The organism is Spirillospora sp. CA-108201 (assembly GCF_050936235.1).
Taxonomy (GTDB): Bacteria; Actinomycetota; Actinomycetes; order Streptosporangiales; family Streptosporangiaceae; genus Spirillospora.
Map to the genome: position 1 here is coordinate 3,828,778 of NZ_JBNJNE010000001.1, position 18,325 is coordinate 3,847,102.

Genomic DNA, 18,325 nt, shown 5'->3' on the forward strand with positions numbered 1-18,325 from the left:
TCCGGACGAGGAGGTTCGAGGCGATGACCCCCACCCCAGACACCTCAGACACCCCCGACACCCCCGACATCGAACTGGTCGACCCGGGCGCGTACGAGCACAGCGGCGTCCCGCACGGGCAGCTGGCATGGCTGCGCGAGCACGAGCCGGTGTACCGCCACCACGGCGACCCGGAGCTCGACCACCCGCCGTTCTGGGCCGTCACCCGGCACGAGGACGTCGTGCACGTCTCGCGGCACCCGGAGGTCTTCTCGTCCTGGCAGCGGCTGGCGCTGTTCCACGAGTCGCCGGAGGACCAGATCGTCCTGCAGCGGATGATGATGCTCAACCAGGACCCGCCGGAGCACTCGCGCAAGCGGAGCATCGTCAACCGGGGCTTCACCCCGCGCGCGATCGGCGCGCTGGAGCAGCACATCCGGGACATCTGCCGGCGCCTGGTGGCCGAGACCGCCGAGCGCGGGCAGGAGGCCGACTTCGTCCGCGACCTGGCGGCGCCGCTGCCGCTGTACGTGATCTGCGAGCTGCTCGGCGCCCCGCCCGAGGACCGGGAGAAGATCTTCCACTGGTCGAACACGCTGATCGGCGGGGACGACCCGGACTTCCAGCGGACGCCGGAGGAGGGGCAGCAGGCGGCGACGGAGCTGTACGCCTACGCCAACGAGCTGGCCGCCGACCGGAGGGAGAGCCCGCGCGAGGACATCGTCACCCGGCTGCTCCAGCCGGACGCCGACGGCGAGGTGCTGACCGGGGACGAGTTCGAGCTGTTCGTGATGCTGCTGTCGGTCGCCGGGAACGAGACGACCCGCAACGCCGCGTCCGGCGGCATGCTCGCGCTGCTGGAGCACCCCGAGCAGTGGGAGCGGATGAAGGCCGACCCGTCCCTGGCCCGGACGGCGGCGGACGAGATCGTCCGCTGGGTCACCCCGGTCAACATGTTCCGGCGCACGGCCGTCCGGGACACCGAGATCGGCGGACGGGCCGTCGCCGAGGGCGACAAGGTCGTGGTGTTCTACTCCTCGGCCAACCGCGACGAGGCGGTCTTCGCCGACCCCTACCGCTTCGACGTGGGCCGGGACCCGAACCCCCACCTGGGCTTCGGCGGCGGCGGTCCGCACTTCTGCCTGGGCTCCCACCTTGCCCGGCTTGAGCTGAGTGTGCTCTTCGAGACACTCTTGGACGCCATGCCCAATATTGAACTCAACGGTAACGTTCGCAGGCTAAGGTCTAGTTTCATCAACGGTGTAAAGGAGATGCCGGTACGGGTGCGTCCGGCATCCCTCGACTGACGGGAGTGGTGCGTGGGCAGGGGATCGCGTGGGTGAGGCAGGCGAGGCCGGCGGTCCGTTGCGGGTGGCCCTGCTCTCGTACCGCAGCAAGCCGCACTGCGGCGGGCAGGGCGTCTATCTCCGGCACCTGACCCGGGAGCTGGTCGACCTCGGGCACACCGTGGAGGTCGTCTCCGGCCAGCCCTACCCGGAGCTCGACCGCGAGGAGATCACCCTCACCAAGCTGCCGAGCCTGGACCTGTACCGGGACGAGGACCCGTTCCGCACCCCGGCCCTCGGCGAGTTCCGCGACTGGCTGGACGTCCTGGAGTTCGCGCACATGAGGACCGGCGGCTTCCCCGAGCCGCTCACCTTCAGCCTGCGGGCGCTGCGGCTGCTGCGGGAGCGCCGCCGCGACTTCGACGTCGTGCACGACAACCAGGTCCTCGGCGTCGGCAACCTCGGCATCGCCCGGCTCGGGCTGCCGCTGGTGACGAGCATCCACCACCCGATCAGCGTCGACCGGCGGATCGACATCGAGGCCGCCCGCGGCCTCAAGCAGAAGCTCGGCAAGCGCCGCTGGTACGGGTTCGTCGGGATGCAGTCGCAGGTGTCGCGGCGGATCGGGCCCGTGCTGACGGTGTCGGAGTCCTCCAAGGTCGACATCGTCAAGGACTTCAAGGTCGACCCGCGCGACATCGAGATCCTGCCGCTCGGCGTCGACACCCGGATCTTCCACCCGCGCGGCGAGCGCGTCCCCGGCCGCATCGTGGCGATGGCCAGCGCGGACGCGCCGATCAAGGGCGTGGACGTGCTGCTGCGCGCGGTCGCCAAGGTCGCCACCGAGCGCGACGTCCACGTGATCGTGGTCAGCCGGCCGCAGAAGGACGGCCCGACCGAGCGGCTCGTGCGCGAGCTGGCGCTCGGCGAGCGGGTCCGGTTCGTCGGCGGCATCGGCGACGCCGAGCTCGGCGAGCTGCTGGCGTCCGCGGAGACCGCCGTCGTCCCGTCGCGCTACGAGGGGTTCTCGCTGCCGGCCGTCGAGCACATGGCGTCCGGGACGCCGCTGGTGGCGAGCCGCGCCGGCGCCCTGCCCGAGGTCGTGGGCGACGCCGGGATCCTGGTCGAGCCGGGTGACGTGGAGGAACTGGCCGCGACCCTGCACCGCCTGCACGACTCCGCCGAGGAGCGTGCGCGGGTGGGAGCCGCCGGCCTCGCGCGCGTCCAGGAGCGGTTCGCCTGGCCCACCGTGGCGCAGGCCACCGTGGAGCACTACCGGGCCGCCATCACCCAGCAGAACTACCGGCGCCTAGCCGCGCGCAAGGGCAAGTGAGGGAGCGTCCCGCGGACGCCCTCTGATCGGAAGGAGCACGACCCTGCTGACCGTGGATTTCCAGCGGTTCCGCGTCTCCCCCGGAGACCGCGTCCTCGACATGGGGTGCGGCGCCGGACGGCACGCCTTCGAGCTGTACCGACGGGGTGCGCACGTCGTGGCCTTCGACCAGGACGCCGGGGAGCTGTCCGGCGTGGACGAGATGTTCGGGGCGATGCGCCTCGAAGGCCAGGTGCCCGAGGACGCGACCGCCGAGACCGTGCAGGGCGACGCGCTGGACCTGCCGTTCCCCGACGACCACTTCGACGCGATCGTCGCGTCCGAGGTGCTGGAGCACATCCCCGACGACATGCGGGCGATGCGCGAGCTGCTGCGCGTCCTCAGGCCGGGCGGGAAGCTCGCGGTGACGGTGCCGAGCTGGCTGCCCGAGCGGGTCTGCTGGGCCCTGTCGGAGGACTACCACACCGCCCCCGGTGGGCACGTGCGGATCTACACCCGCGCGGAGCTGGAGGCCAAGCTGAAGTCGGTCGGCTTCCGGGTCGGCGGCCACCACCACGCGCACGGGCTGCACGCCCCCTACTGGTGGATCAAGTGCGCGGTGGGGGTGGACAACGACGGCAACCCGCTCGCCAAGGCCTACCACCAGATCCTCGTCTGGGACATCATGAAGCGGCCGCTCGCCACCCGGCTGGCCGAGCGCGTCATGAACCCGCTGATCGGCAAGAGCGTCGTCGTCTACTTCGCCAAGCCCGCCGCGCCGGACGCGCCGGCGGCACCGGCCAGGGAGACGGCGGATGCGGTCTGAGACCGCCCCGCCCTCGGTTCCCGGAGTCCTGACCGCCGGCGACGTCGTCGCCACGGCGCGGAGCATCGCCGCGCAGCAGGAGGACTCCGGCGCGATCCCGTGGTTCTCGCCGACGCACGGCGTTCCCGGCCACGTGGACGCCTGGAACCACGTCGAGGCCGCGATGGCCCTGTCGGTCGCCGGGCTCGGCGCCGAGGCCAGGCGGGCCTACGCGTGGCTGCGCGGCGTCCAGCGCCCGGACGGGTCGTGGCCCGCGAAGTGGGTGCTGGGCGAGGTCACCGAGCCGGGCGGGGAGTCCAACCACGCCGCCTACGTCGCGGTGGGCGTCTGGCACGAGCTGCTGACGACCGGGGACGAGGACTTCGCCCGGCAGATGTGGCCGGCGGTCCGGCGGGCGATCGACTTCACGCTCGGGCTGCAGACCCGGCGCGGCGAGATCATCTGGATCCGGCACGAGAGCGGCGGGGCGTCCGACCACGCGCTGCTGACCGGCTGCTCGTCGATCTACCAGTCGCTGCGCTGCGCGGTCGCGCTGGCCGAGCGGCTCGGCGAGCACCAGCCGGACTGGGAGCTCGCCGCCGACCAGCTCGGGCACGTGGTGGCCGCGCATCCGGAGGCGTTCGCCGACAAGAGCCGCTGGTCGATGGACTGGTACTACCCGGTGCTCGGCGGCCCCGTGCGGGGCGCGGAAGCGGCGCGCCGCTTCGACGAGGCCTGGGACACCTTCGTGGTGCCGGGCCTCGGCTGCCGCTGCGTCTCGGACCAGCCGTGGGTGACGGCGGCGGAGAGCTGCGAGCTGGTGCTGGCGCTGGACGCCGCGGGCGACCGCGACCGCGCGCTGGAGCTGTTCACCACCATCCAGCACCTCCGGCACGAGGACGGCTCGTACTGGACGGGCTGGCAGTTCGAGAACGAGCGGCACTTCCCCGGGGACCGTTCCACCTACACGGCGGCGGCGGTGGTCCTGGCGGCGGACGCGCTGGCGGGCGCCTCCCCCGGCTCCCGGCTCTTCAAGGAGATCGCGGGACGGCCGCTCGGGCCGTCCGCGGCCTCCGACCCGCTGGCGTGCGGCTGCGCGCTCGTCGCGGCCGCCAACCGCGCCTGACCGGGCTCCCCCGGTCAGGCGCGCCGGCTCGGGCCGGGCGGTCCGCGAGACCCGTCAGGCGGGCGAGAGCGGGTCGGCGTCGCCGATGCGCTCCAGGACGCGCAGGGAGCCCTCCGCCCTGCGCTCCTCGAAGGCGCCGCTCGCGAGCGCCCGCAGGTAGAGGTGGTAGGGCGGCCGCCCGCCGTCCCGGGGGTCCGGGAAGACGTCGTGGATCACCAGGGCCCCGCCGACGGCGAGGTGCGGCGTCCAGCCCTCGTAGTCGCCCTGGGCGTGCTCCTCGGCGTGGCCGCCGTCGATGAACAGCAGCGCCAGCGGCGCCCGCCAGTAGGCCGACACGGTGCGGGACTGCCCGACGACGGCGATGATCTCGTCGTCCAGCCCGGCCGCGGCGATCGTCTTGCGGAACTTGGGCAGGGTGTCCATCCGGCCGGTGCTCGGGTCGACCAGGGACGGGTCGTGGTGCTCCCAGCCCGCCTGGTTCTCCTCCGAGCCGTGGTGGTGGTCGACGGTGACCAGGATGGTCCCGGCCGCTCTGGCGGCGGCCCCCAGGTACACGGCCGACTTGCCGCAGTAGGTGCCGACCTCCAGCATGGGCCCGGTCCCGGCCAGGCGGCCGCCGTACTCCAGGCCCGTCTCGTACAGCGCGAGGCCCTCGCCGTCCGGCATGAAGCCCTTGGCGCCGCGCGCGGTGCGCAGCAGCTCGGCGGGCATCGGCGTTGCCGGCTGCGCGTCTTCGCTGGTCGTCCCCGGTCCGGTGGACGCCTTGATGTGGGTCATCGATCTCCTCCGTCCGGGCACCATATCCGACATCGGTGGGGTGAGACGCGCGTCTCACGCGGAGTCTTGCCGGACCAGACTGGAACGTGTTCTACTTTCGAGGTGAGCCACCCGTTTCCGAACGATATTCGGTAGGTTGACGGGTGAGTCCCACGAACGGAGCAGAGCGATGAGAGTACGAGTCGACCCTCTGGTGTGCGAGGCGAACGCCGTGTGCGTCGGGCTCGCCCCCGAGGTCTTCGGCCTCACCGACGACGACGAGCTGCGGATCCCGCGGCCGGACGTCCCGCCCGAGGAGCTGGACCGCGTCCGCCACGCGGTGCGGTCGTGCCCGAAGGCCGCGCTGACGCTGGAGGAGTAGCCCGGCGGCTGCCCCCGGTCCCCCGTTCACCCACCCCAGACCCCCGGCAACAGCTCAGGCACAGTGGAGGCAGCCATGGCACGCGCCGCGGTACTGCATGCGGTCGGCGACAAGGAACTCGACCTGCGCGACGACGTCTCGACGATCGATCCGGGCCCCGACCAGGTGAAGGTCAGGATCAAGGCGACCGGGGTCTGCCACTCGGACCTGTCCACCATGACCGGCGTGCTGCCGTCCGCGATGCCCACGGTCATCGGCCACGAGGGCGCCGGGGTCGTGGCCGAGGTCGGCGACCGGGTGACCGGCGTCCAGCCCGGCGACCACGTCGTCGTCAACTGGACCCCCGACTGCGGCGAGTGCGCCGAGTGCCTGCGCGGCGAGCCCTACCTGTGCATGACCTACCTCGCGCAGTCGTTCTCCGAGCCCGGCTTCACGCTCGGCGACGGCGGCCCCGCGTTCGGCATGGCGGGCACCGGCACCTGGGCCGAGGAGATCGTGCTCCCCCGGCGCGGCGTGATCAAGATCGCCGAGGACATCCCCTTCGAGTACGCGGCCCTGCTCGGCTGCGGCGTCCCCACCGGCGTCGGCGCCGTCATCAACACCGCGAAGGTCACGCCGGGATCCCGGGTCGCGGTGGTCGGCGCGGGCGGCGTCGGGCTCTCCGTCATCCAGGGCGCCAGGATCGCGGGCGCGTCGACCATCCTGGCGATCGACCCGAACGAGGCCAAGCACCCCATCGCCAAGCAGTTCGGCGCGACCCACACCGCCACGCTGGAGGACCTGGAGCAGACCAAGGGCCTCCTCACCGGCGGCGCGGGCTTCGACTACACCTTCGAGGTCGTCGGCAGGTCCGCGGCGATCACCACGGCGTGGAACGCGACCCGGCGCGGCGGCGACGTCATCGTCGTGGGCGCGGGCGCCGCCGACGACAGCTGGAGCCAGACGGCGTTCGCGCTGCTGTTCGACGGCAAGACCCTGAAGCCGTCCCTGTACGGCGGCTGCGACCTCAAGCGCGACATCCCCCTGTTCGTCGACCTGTGGCGCGCCGGAAAGCTCGACATCGACAGCCTCATCACCCGCCGGATCGGCTTCGAGGACCTGAACGACGCCGTCCGCGCCCTCGCCAACGGCGAAGTGATCCGGCAGGTTGTCTTGTTCTAATGGCTTTTTCTCCTCCTTCGGGCCTGGCGGCCCTCCATCGTCGATAAAGCGGGCGATCGCTGGCATCGCTCCGGCTCGCCTGGCGGCTCGCTGCGCGATCAGATTCTTGCTTCGCTCGAATCTGCCTTCGGACGCGATCGCGGCTCCTTAGGTCGTTGCGTGGTTGCGGTGGGGGCTGAGGTCGTTGCCTTCGGACGCGATCGTGGAACTCAGGGCGGCGCGTCCGGGGGCGGGGTCGGGGCGGAGCGGCGGCATCGCTTGTGCGTCCGGGTTGTCGCGTGGTCCCGCGGGGGCGTGTCCGACCCGCGTATCATCCTTGTCTGTTCGGGTCGGGCGGCGAGTCGGTCATGGAGCGCGATTGGTGCACGGTCTGCGGCGGCTCCCGGCCGCGGCGGCGATCACGGCGGTCGTACTGGCGTCCCTCGTCCAGGGGTCTGTCGCGCACGCTGCTCCCCGAGCCGTCCGCATTCACGACATCCAGGGCGCTGCGCACATCTCGCCGCTGAACGGGTCCGCGGTCGCACGGGTCCCGGGCGTCGTGACGGCCGTGACCTCCAACGGCTTCTGGATGCAGGACCCGCGTCCCGACAGGAACCCCGCGACGTCCGAGGGCGTCTTCGTCTTCACCCGGGACCGGCCGCGCGCGGCGGTCGGCGACGCGGTCCGGGTGGACGGCCGGGTCAGCGAGTTCCGGCCGGACGGCGGCTCCTCCGGCGGGCTGACCCGGACGGAGATCGACGCCACCGCGACCACGGTCGGCGCGCACGGGACGCCGCCGCCCCCCGTCGTGCTCGGCGCGGGCGGCCTCAGGCCGCCGAGCGTGATCGACCACGGGGTGGGGGACGTGGAGCGCGGCGGCGCGTTCGATCCCCGCCGCGACGCCCTGGACTTCTACGAGGCGCTCGAAGGCATGCGGATCGGGCTCCGCGACGCCGTCGCGGCCGGCCCGTCCCGCGACGGAGAGCTGCCGGTGCTGCCCTCCGGGGGCGCCGGCGCCGAGCCGCGGACGGCCCGCGGCGGCGTCCTGCTGCGCGACGGCGACGCCAACCCCGAGCGGGTCATCCTCGACGACGCCCTCGCCCCGCTGCCCGGCATGGACGTCGGCGACCGGCTGCCCGGCGCGAACACCGGCGTCCTCGACTACTCCTACGGCGGCTACAAGCTGCTGCTCACCGCGACGCCGCGGCGGACCCCCGGCGGGCTCGCCCGCGAGGCGACCCGGCCGCAGCGCCCCGGCGAGCTCGCCGTCGCCACCGCCGGGCTGGACGGGCTGAGCCCCGACGCCCCGGCCGCGCGGTTCGACGCCGCGGCGCGCGACATCGTGGACGGCCTGCGCTCCCCCGACCTCGTCGCGGTGAGCGGCCTCGGCGACAACAGCGGCCCGGGCGACGACGGCACCGTCGCCGACGACCAGAGCGTGGCCCAGCTGATCACGGCGATCAGCGCGGCGGGCGGCCCCGCCTACGACTGGCGGGCGATCGACCCGCGCGACAACACCGACGGCGGGCGCAAGGGCGCCAACGACCGGGTGGGATTCCTCTTCCGCACCGACCGCGGGCTCTCGTTCGTCGACCGCCCGTCGCTGGCCGACCCCGTCCCCGACGAACCGCCGGCGCGGCCCGACCCGGCCGTCACGCCGGTCAGGGCCGTCCCGCGCGGCGGCGCGGCGGGGCTCACGCTGAGCCCCGGCCGGATCGCGCCGGGCGACGCCGCGTGGTCGGGCGCCCGCAAGCCGATCGCCGGGGAGGTGACCTGGCGGGGCCGCCGCATCATCGTCGTCGCGAACCAGTGGTTCCCCCGCACCGGCGACGACCAGCCGCTCTTCGGGCGCCGCCAGCCGCCGTCCCAGCCCACCCAGTGGCGCCGGGACGCGCAGGCCCGTGTCGTCGCGGGCTTCGTGAACTCCGTCCGGAAGGTGGACGCGCGGGCCCGCGTGATCGTGGCGGGCGACCTCGGCGACGGCGGGACCTCCGTCCCGGTCCGCACCCTCGCCCAGGGCGCGGGTCTCGCCGACCTGCCGGCGGAACTGCCCGCGGGCGACCGCTACACGGCCGTCACGAGCGGCAACGCCGAGGACCTCGACCACATCCTGCTGAGCCGGTCGCTGCGCGGCGACCGGCACGAGTTCGACGTGGTGCACCGCAGGGCCGAGTTCGCCGACCGCGCGGGCGACCGCGACCCCACGGTGGTCCGCATCGCGGTGACCGGCCGGTAGCGGTCGGTGGCGGCCGATAGCGTTCCCGAGTATGGGAGATGCCGAAAGTAGCGTCACGTTAGGTCCGGAATACCTCCGGGGTTTTTCTCCTGACCGGTGGGGCAGCGTCCGTTCGGCACAACCCCCCACCGGGAGGAGACGCCTTCCATGGCGACCCGATATCGGCCGCACATCAGCCTGTTCGGCCTCATCTACCTGATCGTCGGCGTGTTCATCGCCTGGGATCGCGGCTACATCAACGAGGGCCTGGTCGAGAAGATCGTCAGCGCGCTGCTGGCGATCTTCCTCTGGATCCTCGTCCTGCTCGGCGTGGACTTCCACATCGACTTCTGAGCCCGCACCCCCGGACCGGGCACGGGTCGTCCCCCCTCCCCCGCAGAGGGACGACCCGTGTCCTCGCCGACAGGTGCCCGTCGCCACTCGGCCATAGACCGCAAGTGCCGCAAAAGTTACTTTCCGCTCATGACGAAAAAGGACTGCAGTTGCGGACATGGCGGCGGATGCTCGTGCGCGAAGGGCTGCTCCTGCGGCTGCAACGGCTGACCGAGGGGCGCCCGTGCCCACCGAGGGCGAGGGCGCACCGAGGGCGGGGGCTCACCCGAGGGCGGGGGCGCGCCAGAGGATCGCGGCGTCGCCGTCGGCGCCGGTCGCCAGGATCGTCGAGCCCATCGCCGTCAGGGCGGTGAGGCGCTGGTCGCCGGGTCCGGTGAGGCCGGGGACGGCGAGGCGCCGCCAGTTCACCCCGTCGGGTGACGTGAGCACCGCCGCGTCGTCCTTCGCCGAGGCCGCCGCGACGAACCCCCCGGGCGTCGCCGCGACGGCGGTCGCGGTCAGGCCGGGACCGAGGTCGCGCCGCGTCCACGTCGCCCCGGCGTCGGTGGACACCAGCGCGGCCGCGCCGCCGGCGATCGCGACGAGAGTGTCGCCCTTGGCCGCGAGCTGGGTGAGCGGGGCGGTGAGGCCGGGCGGAAGCTTGGCGGCGGTCCACCTGAGGCCGTCCGGTGACGTCCAGGCCGCGGGCCCCCTGCCGCGTCCGCCGACCGCCGCGTAGGCCCTGCTCGTGGCGGCCACGTCGGACGGCGCGCCGTCCAGGCCCGCGCGGGTCCAGGCGCGCAGGTCGGCCGAGCGCCAGGCCACGCCGGTCCCGACCGCGACGTAGCCGGACGCGCCGGCCGCGGCGGCCACGGGCGGCGGGCCCGCCGGGAACGCGGGCTTCTGCCAGGTGACCCCGTCCTGCGAGGTCATCGCGAGAGGGCCGGGGGCCGCGCCCGACACGCGCCCGACGGCCAGCCAGCCGCGCCCGCCGCGGACGGCGTCGGACAGCAGGCCGGCCGTGGCGGGGAACCCGGCGCGCTTCCACGCGCGGCCGTCGGGGGCCGTCCAGATCGCGGCGTTGCCGTTGGTGCTGCCCACCGCGACGGAGACGCCCGGCCCCGCGGCCAGCGACCTGACCGAGCGCTCCGGGTGGACGGCGCCCGGGACGGTGCGCAGGTCCACGCCGAACAGGTAGCCGTCGTCGCCCTGCCGTCCGGAGACGGCGACCTTCCCGCCGGCGACCGTCAGGCCGCTGCCGCGCACCGGCGCGGGGATGGTGCCGCCCGGCTGCCAGGTGCGGCCGTCCGCGCTGCGCAGGACGGTGCGCGCGCCCTTCGCGCCCTGGACGATGACCGCGAACCCCGAGGGGGTGCCGTCGAACCGCTCGATCCCGGCGCCGCCGAACCGGCCCGCGGGCCGCCACCTGGCACCGTCCGCCGAGGTGAACAGGACGCCGAAGCGCGTCGTCCTGCGGTGCTTCTTGCGTCCGGTCGTCCGCCGGCCCTCGCGGACCGTCGCGAACCCGCCGGGGCCGACCGCCAGGCCCTTCGTCGACCCGTACGAGCCCTGCGCCTGCGGGACGCCGGCGAGCGCCCACGTCCGGCCGCCGTCGGCGGACCGCCAGAGACCGTCGGTCCGCACGGTCCGCGTGACCTGCTTCTTGCCCCGCTTCTTGGTGACCCTCTGGCCGTACGTCCCGTGGGCCACGATCACGTTCCCCGTCGCCGCGACGCGGTCGAGGGAGATGATCCCCGGAATGCCGTCGACGCGCTGCCACACGCGCCCGTCGGCCGAACTCCAGGCCAGCGCCCGGCCGCCGGACGCGCCCACGGCGACGAAGCCCTGGCCGGTGCGGGTGAGGTCGTTCACCTGGTCGGACGGCGTGAAGCCCGCGGCGGGCGGGCGGCGCGTCCAGGTCGCGGCGTCCTCGCTCGTCCACGCCGTCACGCCCCCGGTGGAGGAGCGGCCGAGCGCCGCCCAGCGGCCGGCGCCGCCGTCGACGAGGCGCGGGGTGTCGCCGGGCGGGACGGCGGACCCGTCCGCCGCGCGCAGCGCCGCGAGCGACCAGGCGTCCCCCGCGTCGGCGGAGACGAGGAAGCGGGCCCGCTCCCGGCCGGGGACGCCGTCGCCCTCGGTGCCCGCCGCGACGACGGTCGCGCCCGCGGACGCGATGGCCGTGAGGTCCTGGACGAGGCCGTCGGTCGTGGCGGCCGGATCGGGGGCGAACAGGCGGTCCGCCGCGACCGGCCCGGGGACGCCCTGCTCGGCCGTTCCGTCGTCGCCGCGGGACACCGCGTAGATCACGCCGCCCGCGACCACGGCGAGTCCGGCCGCGACCGCGCCACGCGCGCGCAGCCGCCGCGTCGGCCCGGACCGCATCGCCGGCCGGGGCCGCGGCCGCGGCCTGGGCGGGCCGGCGACCAGGACGTCGAGCGGGTCGGGCTTCCCCGAGCCCGGCCGTGCTGGCTTCGGCCGTGCGGGCTTCGGCCGTGCCGGAGCCTTCGCGCGGACGGCGCCGCGGCTCGCGGGCCGCGGCGCGGCCTCGCGGGGCGGGCCGCCGTGGCCCCAGTCCAGTCCGGCGGAGCGCCACGCCTCGTAGGCGCGCTGCCAGGGCGACCGCGCGGCCGGCATGTCGGCGAGGTCGCCCGCGACGCCGAACGTGAGGCGCCGCCGCACGTGACGGGAGTCCGCCGGGCCCTCCTCGGCCGTCCGCCGGGCCTCGTGCTGCTCCGGGGTCCTCGCGGTCACACGCGCTCCTTCACGGTCCCTGTCGAGTCACCATCAAATCGCGCCACGGGGTCCCTTGTACTGACATCCACGTGAACGGCGGCCGATGGGGGCCGCGGGAGCGTTCTATCACCTCACGCCCGAGATATCCGATCTTTCGCTTCGATCGCCCCCTTGTAGGCGTAGCCCTTGACGCGCAGGACCGGCGCCCCGACCCGAGGGGCGCCGTAGACCTCGGCGGACACGCCCACGCCGTCCGCCTCCACCCGCACCCCCGGCAGGACGACGATCTGCACGGTGGACTTGTAGGCGAGCACCCACAGGGTCGTCATCTCCCCGTCGAGTTCGGCCTCGCGGAGGTCCAGCAGGCCGGTCCCCTTGTAGACGACGGTCGTGAACCGTTCGGGCAGCCGCCAGCGCCCGGCCTTCGCCACCGACCCCTTGTAGGCGACCTGGAACCGGCCCGCGGGCGCCTTCCCGGCCTCCTCCCGGGCGGCGCGCCCGGACGGCAGGTCGGCGACCAGCGCGCCCAGGTCGTCGTAGGTCCGCGCGGCCAGGGCCAGGTCGATGCGCTCGTCCAGCTCGGCCTCACTCAGCCGCCCCTCGGCGAAGGCCGTGTGGAGCCGGACGAGCATCTCGTCGCGGTCGCGGTCCGAGGCGCGCACGGCGGGCGCGGTCCGGTCTTGCTCGACGCTCATCGCATCTCTCCTTCGGGCGTTTCCGCCTCGACAGCCTGGACCCTCCGGCGACTGGAGGGTCAAGACGCGATGTATCTTAACTCGCCGCCGCTCGGCTTTCGAGACATTCGTCCGCATCCCGACGCGCGATCATGGCTGCGCTCTTTCCGGACGGCCGTCCACTAGATTCGGATCAGCCCGTTCATCGAGGTGAGGGGGATCCATGGGCGGGACGGTCGGCCGTGCGCACGGTCCGTACACGCTGTACGACCTGGACGCGCTCCCCGAGGAGGGCCGCCGCTACGAGCTCGCCGACGGCTGGCTGAACGAGCTGCCCGGCGACCTGTGGCACGACCACGCGGCCGCGCAGCTGAAGACGGTCCTGAAGGAGGCGGCCCGGCAGGCGGACGCCGACGTGCACGTCGCCGGCGCGCCGCAGGACGTCACGACCCCGGCGGGCGTCCGCAAGCCGGACGTCTTCGTCGTCGCCCGCGACGTGGCCCGCGCGGCGCTCGAACGCCAGACCCGCACCTACTACGGCCCCGACCTCATCCTGGTCGCCGAGGTCGTCACGCCGCGCACGGTCAACGAGCAGATCGACCGCGTCCGCAAGGTGGAGGAGTACGCCGCGACCGGCATCCCGCACTACTGGCTCGTCGACCTGGAGCCGCGTCCCGCCGTCACCCTGCTGGAACTCCAGGACGGCCGCTACGAGCTCACCGGCAAGGCACGCTCCGGCGAGACCGTCAGCCTGGACACCCCCTACCCGATCGCCTTCGACCCGGCACGCCTCTCCGAGATGGACTGAGGGTGTTTTCTTAGCTTTTCTCCTCCTTCGGGCCCAGAGGGCCCTCCATCGTCGGGCACCGCGGGCGATCGCTGGCATCGCTCCGACTCGCCCAAGGGCTCGCTGCGCGATCAGGTTCTCGCTCCGCTCGAACCTGCCTTCGGACGCGATCGCGACCATTGAGGTTGTCGCGTGGTTGCGGCGATGGGTTGCTGCGTCTGCGACACGCCGTTCGGATCGCCGCGCTCGCCGCGACCGGGTCGCCGGCGAGGCCGTGCCGACGGTCTAGGCTCGGAGCGTGCTGCTCCTCACGACGCTCGACGCCTGGCGCGCCCAATCCGGTCCCCGGTTCGTCCTGCGGGAGGCGGGGGCGGTGTGGGCGCCCGACAACGAGGCGGACCTGCTGACCTTCGCCGACCAGGAGTTCACCGGCGGCCAGCTCCTCGCCGTCACCCTGGACCCCGCCCCCGGCGCGGTGCCGGCGCGCGGCGCGATCGACCGCACGACCGCCTCCCGCGTCCGCTACCTGCGGCGCGCCCCCCACGGCCGGCACGTCGCGGCCCTGGACCGCCCGGTGACCGCCGAGGCCCTCGACCTGCTGCCGCACCCCGAGGGCGGCTGGTACCGCGAGACGTGGCGATCGAACGCGACGTTCACACCGGACGGCTACCCGGGAGAGCGCGCCGCGGCGACCGCCATCTACTTCCTGCTGCCGCCCGGCGAGGAGTCGATCTGGCACGCCGTCCGGTCGGCGGAACTGTGGCTGTGGCACTCCGGCGGCCCGCTGGCACTGCTCCTCGGCGGCGACGGCGACCACCCGTCGCCGACACCCGAGACCATCACCCTCGGCGCGGACGTCGCAGGCGGACAGATCCCGCAGGCCCTGGTCCCACCCGGCGCCTGGCAGGCCGCCCGCCCAGCGACCGACAAGGAAGTCCTGGTGAGCTGCGTGGTCTCCCCCGGCTTCGACTTCGAAGACTTTGTCTTCTGACAGTCCTCTCCTCCCCGGAGGGCCCTCCATCGTCGGGCACTGCGGCGATCGCTGGCATCGCTCCGACTCGCCTGGCGGCTCACTGCGCGATCAGGTTCTCGCTCCGCTCGAACCTGCCTTCGGACGCGATCGCGGCCATTGAGGTCGTCGCGTGGTTGCGGCGACGGCGGAGATGACTCGATCTTAGAAAAGTTGGATCATCTACGGATGGCACCCACCCTCGGGCTCTTCGCCGTCAACATGCATGCCTGTGCCGATCCGCAGGTCGCCGCCCGGATCGCCGCCCTGGCCGAGGAACTCGGGTACGACTCGGTCTGGGCCGGTGACCACGTCGTGCTGCCGCGCCCGCGCGTCGCGCCGTCCCCCGCCGAGCCGGACGCGCCGTTCCTGGACCCGCTGGTCGCCCTGGCCCACCTCGCCGGCCGCACCGAGCGGATCGCGCTCGGCACCGGCGTGGTCGTCCTGCCGCAGCGCAACCCGCTGGTTCTCGCCAAGCAGCTCGCGAGCCTCGACGTGCTCAGCCGCGGCAGGCTCGTCTTCGGCATGGCCGCCGGATACCTGGAACCGGAGATGCGCGCGGTCGGCGTCGCGCCAGAGGGGCGCGGGGCCCGCGCCGACGAGTACCTCGCGGCGATGCGGTCGCTCTGGTACGACGGCGAGCCCGCCTTCCACGGCCGCCACGTCGACTTCGCGGGCGTGGACGCCCACCCCCGTCCCGTGCAGCGGCCGATCCCCGTAGTGGCGGGCGGCCACAGCCCCGCGGCGCTGCGCCGGGCCGCCCGCCACGCCGACGGCTGGTACGGCTGGATGCTCGGCCGCCGCGCCGCCGCGGAGGCGATCGCCCAGCTGCGAACTCTCACCACCGAAGCGGCCCGCGCGCCCCTCCACATCTCACTCAGCCCGCCCCGCCCCCCGAACGCCGATTTCGTCCGCGAATACGGCGAACTAGGCGTGGACCGCCTCATCGTCGTCCCGCCCATGGGCGTCACGGCGTCCGAGCTAGAACGCTTCGTAACCGACCACGCCCCGCGCGTGCTGGGCGCCCACCCCGCCTCCTGAGAAGCAGTGCCCGACGCCGAAGGGCCTCCAGGGCCCGAAGGAGGAGAGCACTGCCATAAGCACAGCACCGACCTCAGCCCCCACCGCAACCACGCGACAACCTCACTGGTGCGATCGCGTCCAAAGGCAGGTTCGAGCTTGCGAGAACCTGATCGCGCAGCGAGCCGCCAGGCGAGCCGAAGCGATGCCAGCGATCGCCGCAGAGCCCGACGATGGAGGGCCTCCAGGGCCCGAAGGAGGAGAGCACTGCCATAAGCACAGCACCGACCTCAGCCCCCACCGCAACCACGCGACAACCTCACTGGTGCGATCGCGTCCGAAGGCAGGTTCGAGCTTGCGAGAACCTGATCGCGCAGCGAGCCGCCAGGCGAGCCGAAGCGATGCCAGCGATCGCCCGCTTTTATCGACGATGGAGGGCCGCCAGGCCCGAAGGAGGAGAAAAAAGCTATGAAAACGCCTCGTCGAATGCGGTTGTCGGGGGTTCCATGGTGTTGAGGGTGCGGACGAATTCCAGGGCTTCGGGGGCGCCTTGGAGGCGGTCCATTCCGGCGTCCTCCCATTCGACGGAGATCGGGCCGGTGTAGTCGATGGCGTTGAGGGCGCGGAAGACGTCCTCCCACGGGACGTCGCCGCGGCCGGTGGAGATGAAGTCCCAGCCGCGCCGCAGGTCCGCCCACGGCAGGTGGGACGAGAGGCGCCCGCGGCGGCCGTCGCCGGTGCGGACCTTGGTGTCCTTGCAGTCGACGTGGTAGATCCGGTCGCGGAAGTCGAGCAGGAAGCCGACCGGGTCGAGGTCCTGCCACACGAAGTGGGACGGGTCGAAGTTCAGTCCGAACGCGGGGCGGTGCCCGATGGCCTCCAGGGTCCGGACGGTCGTCCAGTAGTCGTAGGCGATCTCGCTCGGGTGAACCTCGTGCGCGAACCGGACGCCGACCTCGTCGAAGACGTCCAGGATGGGGTTCCAGCGTTCGGCGAAGTCGGCGTAGCCGCGCTCGACCATCGCCTCGGGGGTGGGCGGGAACATCGCGACCGTGTGCCAGATGGAGGAGCCGGTGAAGCCGACCACCGTGTCGACGCCGAGCCGGGCGGCGGCCCGCGCGGTGTCCATGATCTCGGCGGCGGCGCGGCGCCGGACGCCCTCGGGTTCGCCGTCGCCCCAGATCCGCTCGGGCAGGATCGCCCGGTGACGCTCGTCGGGGTTGTCGCAGACGGCCTGCCCGACGAGGTGGTTGGAGATCGCCCACACCTTGAGGTCGTGCTTGGCGAGGGTCTCCAGCTTGCGCGGGACGTAGCCGTCGTCGGCGAGGGCCTTGCCGACCTCGAAGTGGTCGCCCCAGCAGGCGATCTCCAGGCCCTCGTAGCCCCAGCCGGACGCCAGCCGGCAGACCTCTTCGAACGGCAGGTCGGCCCACTGGCCGGTGAACAACGTGACGGGTCGAGCCATCAGTTCTCCTTCGTGGATACCCCGGTCGTCAGACCGGGGAGGAACCGAAGCCCCTGCTGAGCAGGGCAAGGAATGGCGAGTCGTATGCAGGGCGATTCGGCGTCTGTGCTCACACCCGAGTCGACAGATTGTGGGCCATGGCGCGGCAGGTCAGGCGGGCGTTCTAGTACCGTTTCTCCCCCCAGCGATGAACAGGCGGCAGAGTTGTCGCGAACGTTCGGCTGCGTGCGGCTGGTGTACAACAAGGCGCTGGAGGAGCGCACCCTGACCTGGCGCGACGAGAAACGCCGGATCTCCTACGCGCAGTCCTCGGCCGCGTTGACGCAGTGGAAGAAGACCGAGGACCTGGCCTTCCTGTCTGAGGTGTCCTGCGTCCCGCTCCAGCAGGCGCTGCGCCATCTGCAGACGGCCTTCACCAACTTCTTTGCCAAGCGGGCCGCCTATCCGCGGTTCAAGTCGCGCAAGAGGTCCCGTGCGTCGGCCGAGTGCACCCGCAGCGCCTTCACCTGGCGCGACGGGCATCTGACGCTTGCGAAGATGGCGGCGCCGCTGGACATCCGGTGGTCGCGTCCGCTGCCCGAGGGGGCGGAGCCGTCCACGGTGACGGTGTCGCGTGATAGTGCGGGCCGCTGGTTCGTGTCCCTGCTGTGCCAGGACACCATCACCTCCCTCGTGATCCTGTCCACCGGGGAGAAGATCGCCAACCCTCGGCACGAGCGGCGTGACCGCGCCCGTCTCGCCAGGGCACAGCGAGACCTGTCCCGCAAGGCCCCCGGTTCGGCGAACCGGGACAAGGCCCGCCGCAGACTCGCCCGGGTGCACGCGCGGATCGCCGATCGGCGCCGTGACTTCCTGCACAAGCTGTCGACCCGTCTCGTCCGTGAGAACCAAACGGTCGTGATCGAGGACCTCACCGTCGCCAACCTGCTCAAGAACCACAGGCTCGCCCGCGCCATCTCCGGCGCGGCATGGCGGGAGCTGCGCCGCATGCTGGAGTACAAGTGCGCCTGGTACGGGCGCGACCTGGTAGTGGTCGACCGCTGGTTCCCCAGCTCCAAGCTTCGCGGAACCTGCCGCATGGTCCGCGAGAGGCTGCCCCTGGACGTCCGCGAATGGACATGCGAGTGCGGCGGCGTGCATGACCGCGATGTGAACGCCGCGCGCAACATCCTGGCCGCCGGGCTGGCGGTGACCACCTGTGGAGACGGTGTAAGACCTCAACGGGACTCCTCCCGAACGGGGCGGTCGTCGGTGAAGCAGGAACCCCAGCGGGCGACCGCTGGAATCACCCGCGCTTAGGCGG

At 73.1% G+C, this 18,325-nt stretch carries 16 protein-coding genes; 12 read left to right on the top strand and 4 right to left on the bottom strand.

The window, feature by feature from the left end; translation table 11 throughout:
• The first annotated feature begins 23 nt into the window (after nt 1–23).
• Genes ACQEU6_RS18605 through ACQEU6_RS18620 form a run of 4 tightly spaced genes read left to right on the top strand, consistent with a single transcriptional unit; the run spans nt 24 to nt 4,508 of the window.
• Complete coding sequence (locus tag ACQEU6_RS18605; protein WP_499333558.1) at nt 24–1,286, top strand: cytochrome P450; 1,263 nt, start codon at nt 24–26, stop codon at nt 1,284–1,286.
• A gap of 28 nt (nt 1,287–1,314) precedes the next feature.
• Nucleotides 1,315–2,598 carry a glycosyltransferase family 4 protein gene (locus ACQEU6_RS18610; protein WP_499333559.1) on the top strand — a complete coding sequence of 428 codons (1,284 nt, stop codon included), beginning with the start codon at nt 1,315–1,317 and terminating at the stop codon, nt 2,596–2,598.
• A gap of 43 nt (nt 2,599–2,641) precedes the next feature.
• Nucleotides 2,642–3,403, top strand: a complete 762-nt coding sequence (locus ACQEU6_RS18615; protein WP_499340249.1) for a class I SAM-dependent methyltransferase — start codon at nt 2,642–2,644, stop codon at nt 3,401–3,403.
• Nucleotides 3,393–4,508 (top strand): prenyltransferase/squalene oxidase repeat-containing protein, encoded by a 1,116-nt coding sequence (locus ACQEU6_RS18620; RefSeq protein WP_499333561.1) that lies wholly within the window; start codon nt 3,393–3,395, stop codon nt 4,506–4,508. The genes ACQEU6_RS18615 and ACQEU6_RS18620 overlap by 11 nt, the downstream gene beginning before the upstream one ends.
• A 54-nt stretch (nt 4,509–4,562) precedes the next feature.
• Here the strand turns inward: ACQEU6_RS18620 and ACQEU6_RS18625 are convergent, their stop codons facing one another.
• Nucleotides 4,563–5,219: a class I SAM-dependent methyltransferase gene (locus tag ACQEU6_RS18625; RefSeq protein WP_499340251.1), complete on the bottom strand. Its 657-nt coding sequence runs from the start codon at nt 5,217–5,219 to the stop codon at nt 4,563–4,565.
• Between the two features lie 235 nt (nt 5,220–5,454).
• On the opposite strand from ACQEU6_RS18625, the gene ACQEU6_RS18630 reads away from it, so the two are divergent.
• The 4 genes from ACQEU6_RS18630 to ACQEU6_RS18645 all read left to right on the top strand — a co-directional run bounded on the left by ACQEU6_RS18630 (nt 5,455) and on the right by ACQEU6_RS18645 (nt 9,355).
• Nucleotides 5,455–5,646, top strand: coding sequence for a ferredoxin (locus ACQEU6_RS18630; protein WP_499333563.1), 192 nt, complete (start codon nt 5,455–5,457; stop codon nt 5,644–5,646).
• 75 nt (nt 5,647–5,721) lie between these two features.
• A complete protein-coding gene (locus tag ACQEU6_RS18635) occupies nt 5,722–6,807 on the top strand; it encodes a Zn-dependent alcohol dehydrogenase (protein WP_499333565.1) in 1,086 nt (361 codons plus the stop codon).
• A 361-nt stretch (nt 6,808–7,168) separates the two neighbouring features.
• Nucleotides 7,169–9,022, top strand: a complete 1,854-nt coding sequence (locus ACQEU6_RS18640) for a DUF8508 domain-containing protein (protein WP_499340253.1) — start codon at nt 7,169–7,171, stop codon at nt 9,020–9,022.
• A gap of 147 nt (nt 9,023–9,169) precedes the next feature.
• Entirely contained in the window at nt 9,170–9,355 is a 186-nt protein-coding gene (locus ACQEU6_RS18645; protein WP_499333567.1) for a hypothetical protein, read from the top strand.
• A gap of 261 nt (nt 9,356–9,616) precedes the next feature.
• Here ACQEU6_RS18645 and ACQEU6_RS18650 read toward each other — a convergent pair whose 3' ends face one another.
• Together ACQEU6_RS18650 and ACQEU6_RS18655 are read right to left on the bottom strand one after the other, a co-directional pair.
• On the bottom strand, nt 9,617–12,085 hold the full coding sequence (locus ACQEU6_RS18650) for a hypothetical protein (RefSeq protein WP_499333568.1): 2,469 nt from the start codon (nt 12,083–12,085) through the stop codon (nt 9,617–9,619).
• A 113-nt stretch (nt 12,086–12,198) separates the two neighbouring features.
• A complete protein-coding gene (locus ACQEU6_RS18655; RefSeq protein WP_499333569.1) occupies nt 12,199–12,762 on the bottom strand; it encodes a DUF1707 SHOCT-like domain-containing protein in 564 nt (187 codons plus the stop codon).
• 202 nt (nt 12,763–12,964) lie between these two features.
• On the opposite strand from ACQEU6_RS18655, the gene ACQEU6_RS18660 reads away from it, so the two are divergent.
• The 3 genes from ACQEU6_RS18660 to ACQEU6_RS18670 all read left to right on the top strand — a co-directional run bounded on the left by ACQEU6_RS18660 (nt 12,965) and on the right by ACQEU6_RS18670 (nt 15,578).
• Nucleotides 12,965–13,549 carry a Uma2 family endonuclease gene (locus ACQEU6_RS18660; RefSeq protein ID WP_499333571.1) on the top strand — a complete coding sequence of 195 codons (585 nt, stop codon included), beginning with the start codon at nt 12,965–12,967 and terminating at the stop codon, nt 13,547–13,549.
• Nucleotides 13,550–13,826: 277 nt separating this feature from the next.
• Nucleotides 13,827–14,519: a cupin domain-containing protein gene (locus ACQEU6_RS18665; RefSeq protein ID WP_499333573.1), complete on the top strand. Its 693-nt coding sequence runs from the start codon at nt 13,827–13,829 to the stop codon at nt 14,517–14,519.
• A gap of 207 nt (nt 14,520–14,726) precedes the next feature.
• Nucleotides 14,727–15,578 carry an LLM class F420-dependent oxidoreductase gene (locus ACQEU6_RS18670; RefSeq protein WP_499333574.1) on the top strand — a complete coding sequence of 284 codons (852 nt, stop codon included), beginning with the start codon at nt 14,727–14,729 and terminating at the stop codon, nt 15,576–15,578.
• 445 nt (nt 15,579–16,023) lie between these two features.
• On the opposite strand, the gene ACQEU6_RS18675 is transcribed toward ACQEU6_RS18670, so the two are convergent.
• Complete coding sequence (locus ACQEU6_RS18675) at nt 16,024–17,022, bottom strand: sugar phosphate isomerase/epimerase family protein (RefSeq protein WP_499333575.1); 999 nt, start codon at nt 17,020–17,022, stop codon at nt 16,024–16,026.
• Between the two features lie 204 nt (nt 17,023–17,226).
• On the opposite strand from ACQEU6_RS18675, the gene ACQEU6_RS18680 reads away from it, so the two are divergent.
• The gene (locus ACQEU6_RS18680; RefSeq protein ID WP_499333577.1) at nt 17,227–18,321 is read left to right on the top strand and encodes an RNA-guided endonuclease InsQ/TnpB family protein; all 1,095 of its coding nucleotides are present in this window, start codon (nt 17,227–17,229) and stop codon (nt 18,319–18,321) included.
• Nucleotides 18,322–18,325: the final 4 nt, after the last annotated feature.

Coding starts and splice junctions, on each gene's coding strand:
- ACQEU6_RS18605 (WP_499333558.1), top strand. CDS start 24: ATGACCCCCACCCCAGACACCTCAGACACCCCCGACACCCCCGACATC.
- ACQEU6_RS18620 (WP_499333561.1), top strand. CDS start 3,393: ATGCGGTCTGAGACCGCCCCGCCCTCGGTTCCCGGAGTCCTGACCGCC.
- ACQEU6_RS18625 (WP_499340251.1), bottom strand. CDS start 5,219: ATGCCCGCCGAGCTGCTGCGCACCGCGCGCGGCGCCAAGGGCTTCATG.
- ACQEU6_RS18630 (WP_499333563.1), top strand. CDS start 5,455: ATGAGAGTACGAGTCGACCCTCTGGTGTGCGAGGCGAACGCCGTGTGC.
- ACQEU6_RS18635 (WP_499333565.1), top strand. CDS start 5,722: ATGGCACGCGCCGCGGTACTGCATGCGGTCGGCGACAAGGAACTCGAC.
- ACQEU6_RS18645 (WP_499333567.1), top strand. CDS start 9,170: ATGGCGACCCGATATCGGCCGCACATCAGCCTGTTCGGCCTCATCTAC.
- ACQEU6_RS18655 (WP_499333569.1), bottom strand. CDS start 12,762: ATGAGCGTCGAGCAAGACCGGACCGCGCCCGCCGTGCGCGCCTCGGAC.
- ACQEU6_RS18660 (WP_499333571.1), top strand. CDS start 12,965: ATGGGCGGGACGGTCGGCCGTGCGCACGGTCCGTACACGCTGTACGAC.
- ACQEU6_RS18670 (WP_499333574.1), top strand. CDS start 14,727: ATGGCACCCACCCTCGGGCTCTTCGCCGTCAACATGCATGCCTGTGCC.
- ACQEU6_RS18675 (WP_499333575.1), bottom strand. CDS start 17,022: ATGGCTCGACCCGTCACGTTGTTCACCGGCCAGTGGGCCGACCTGCCG.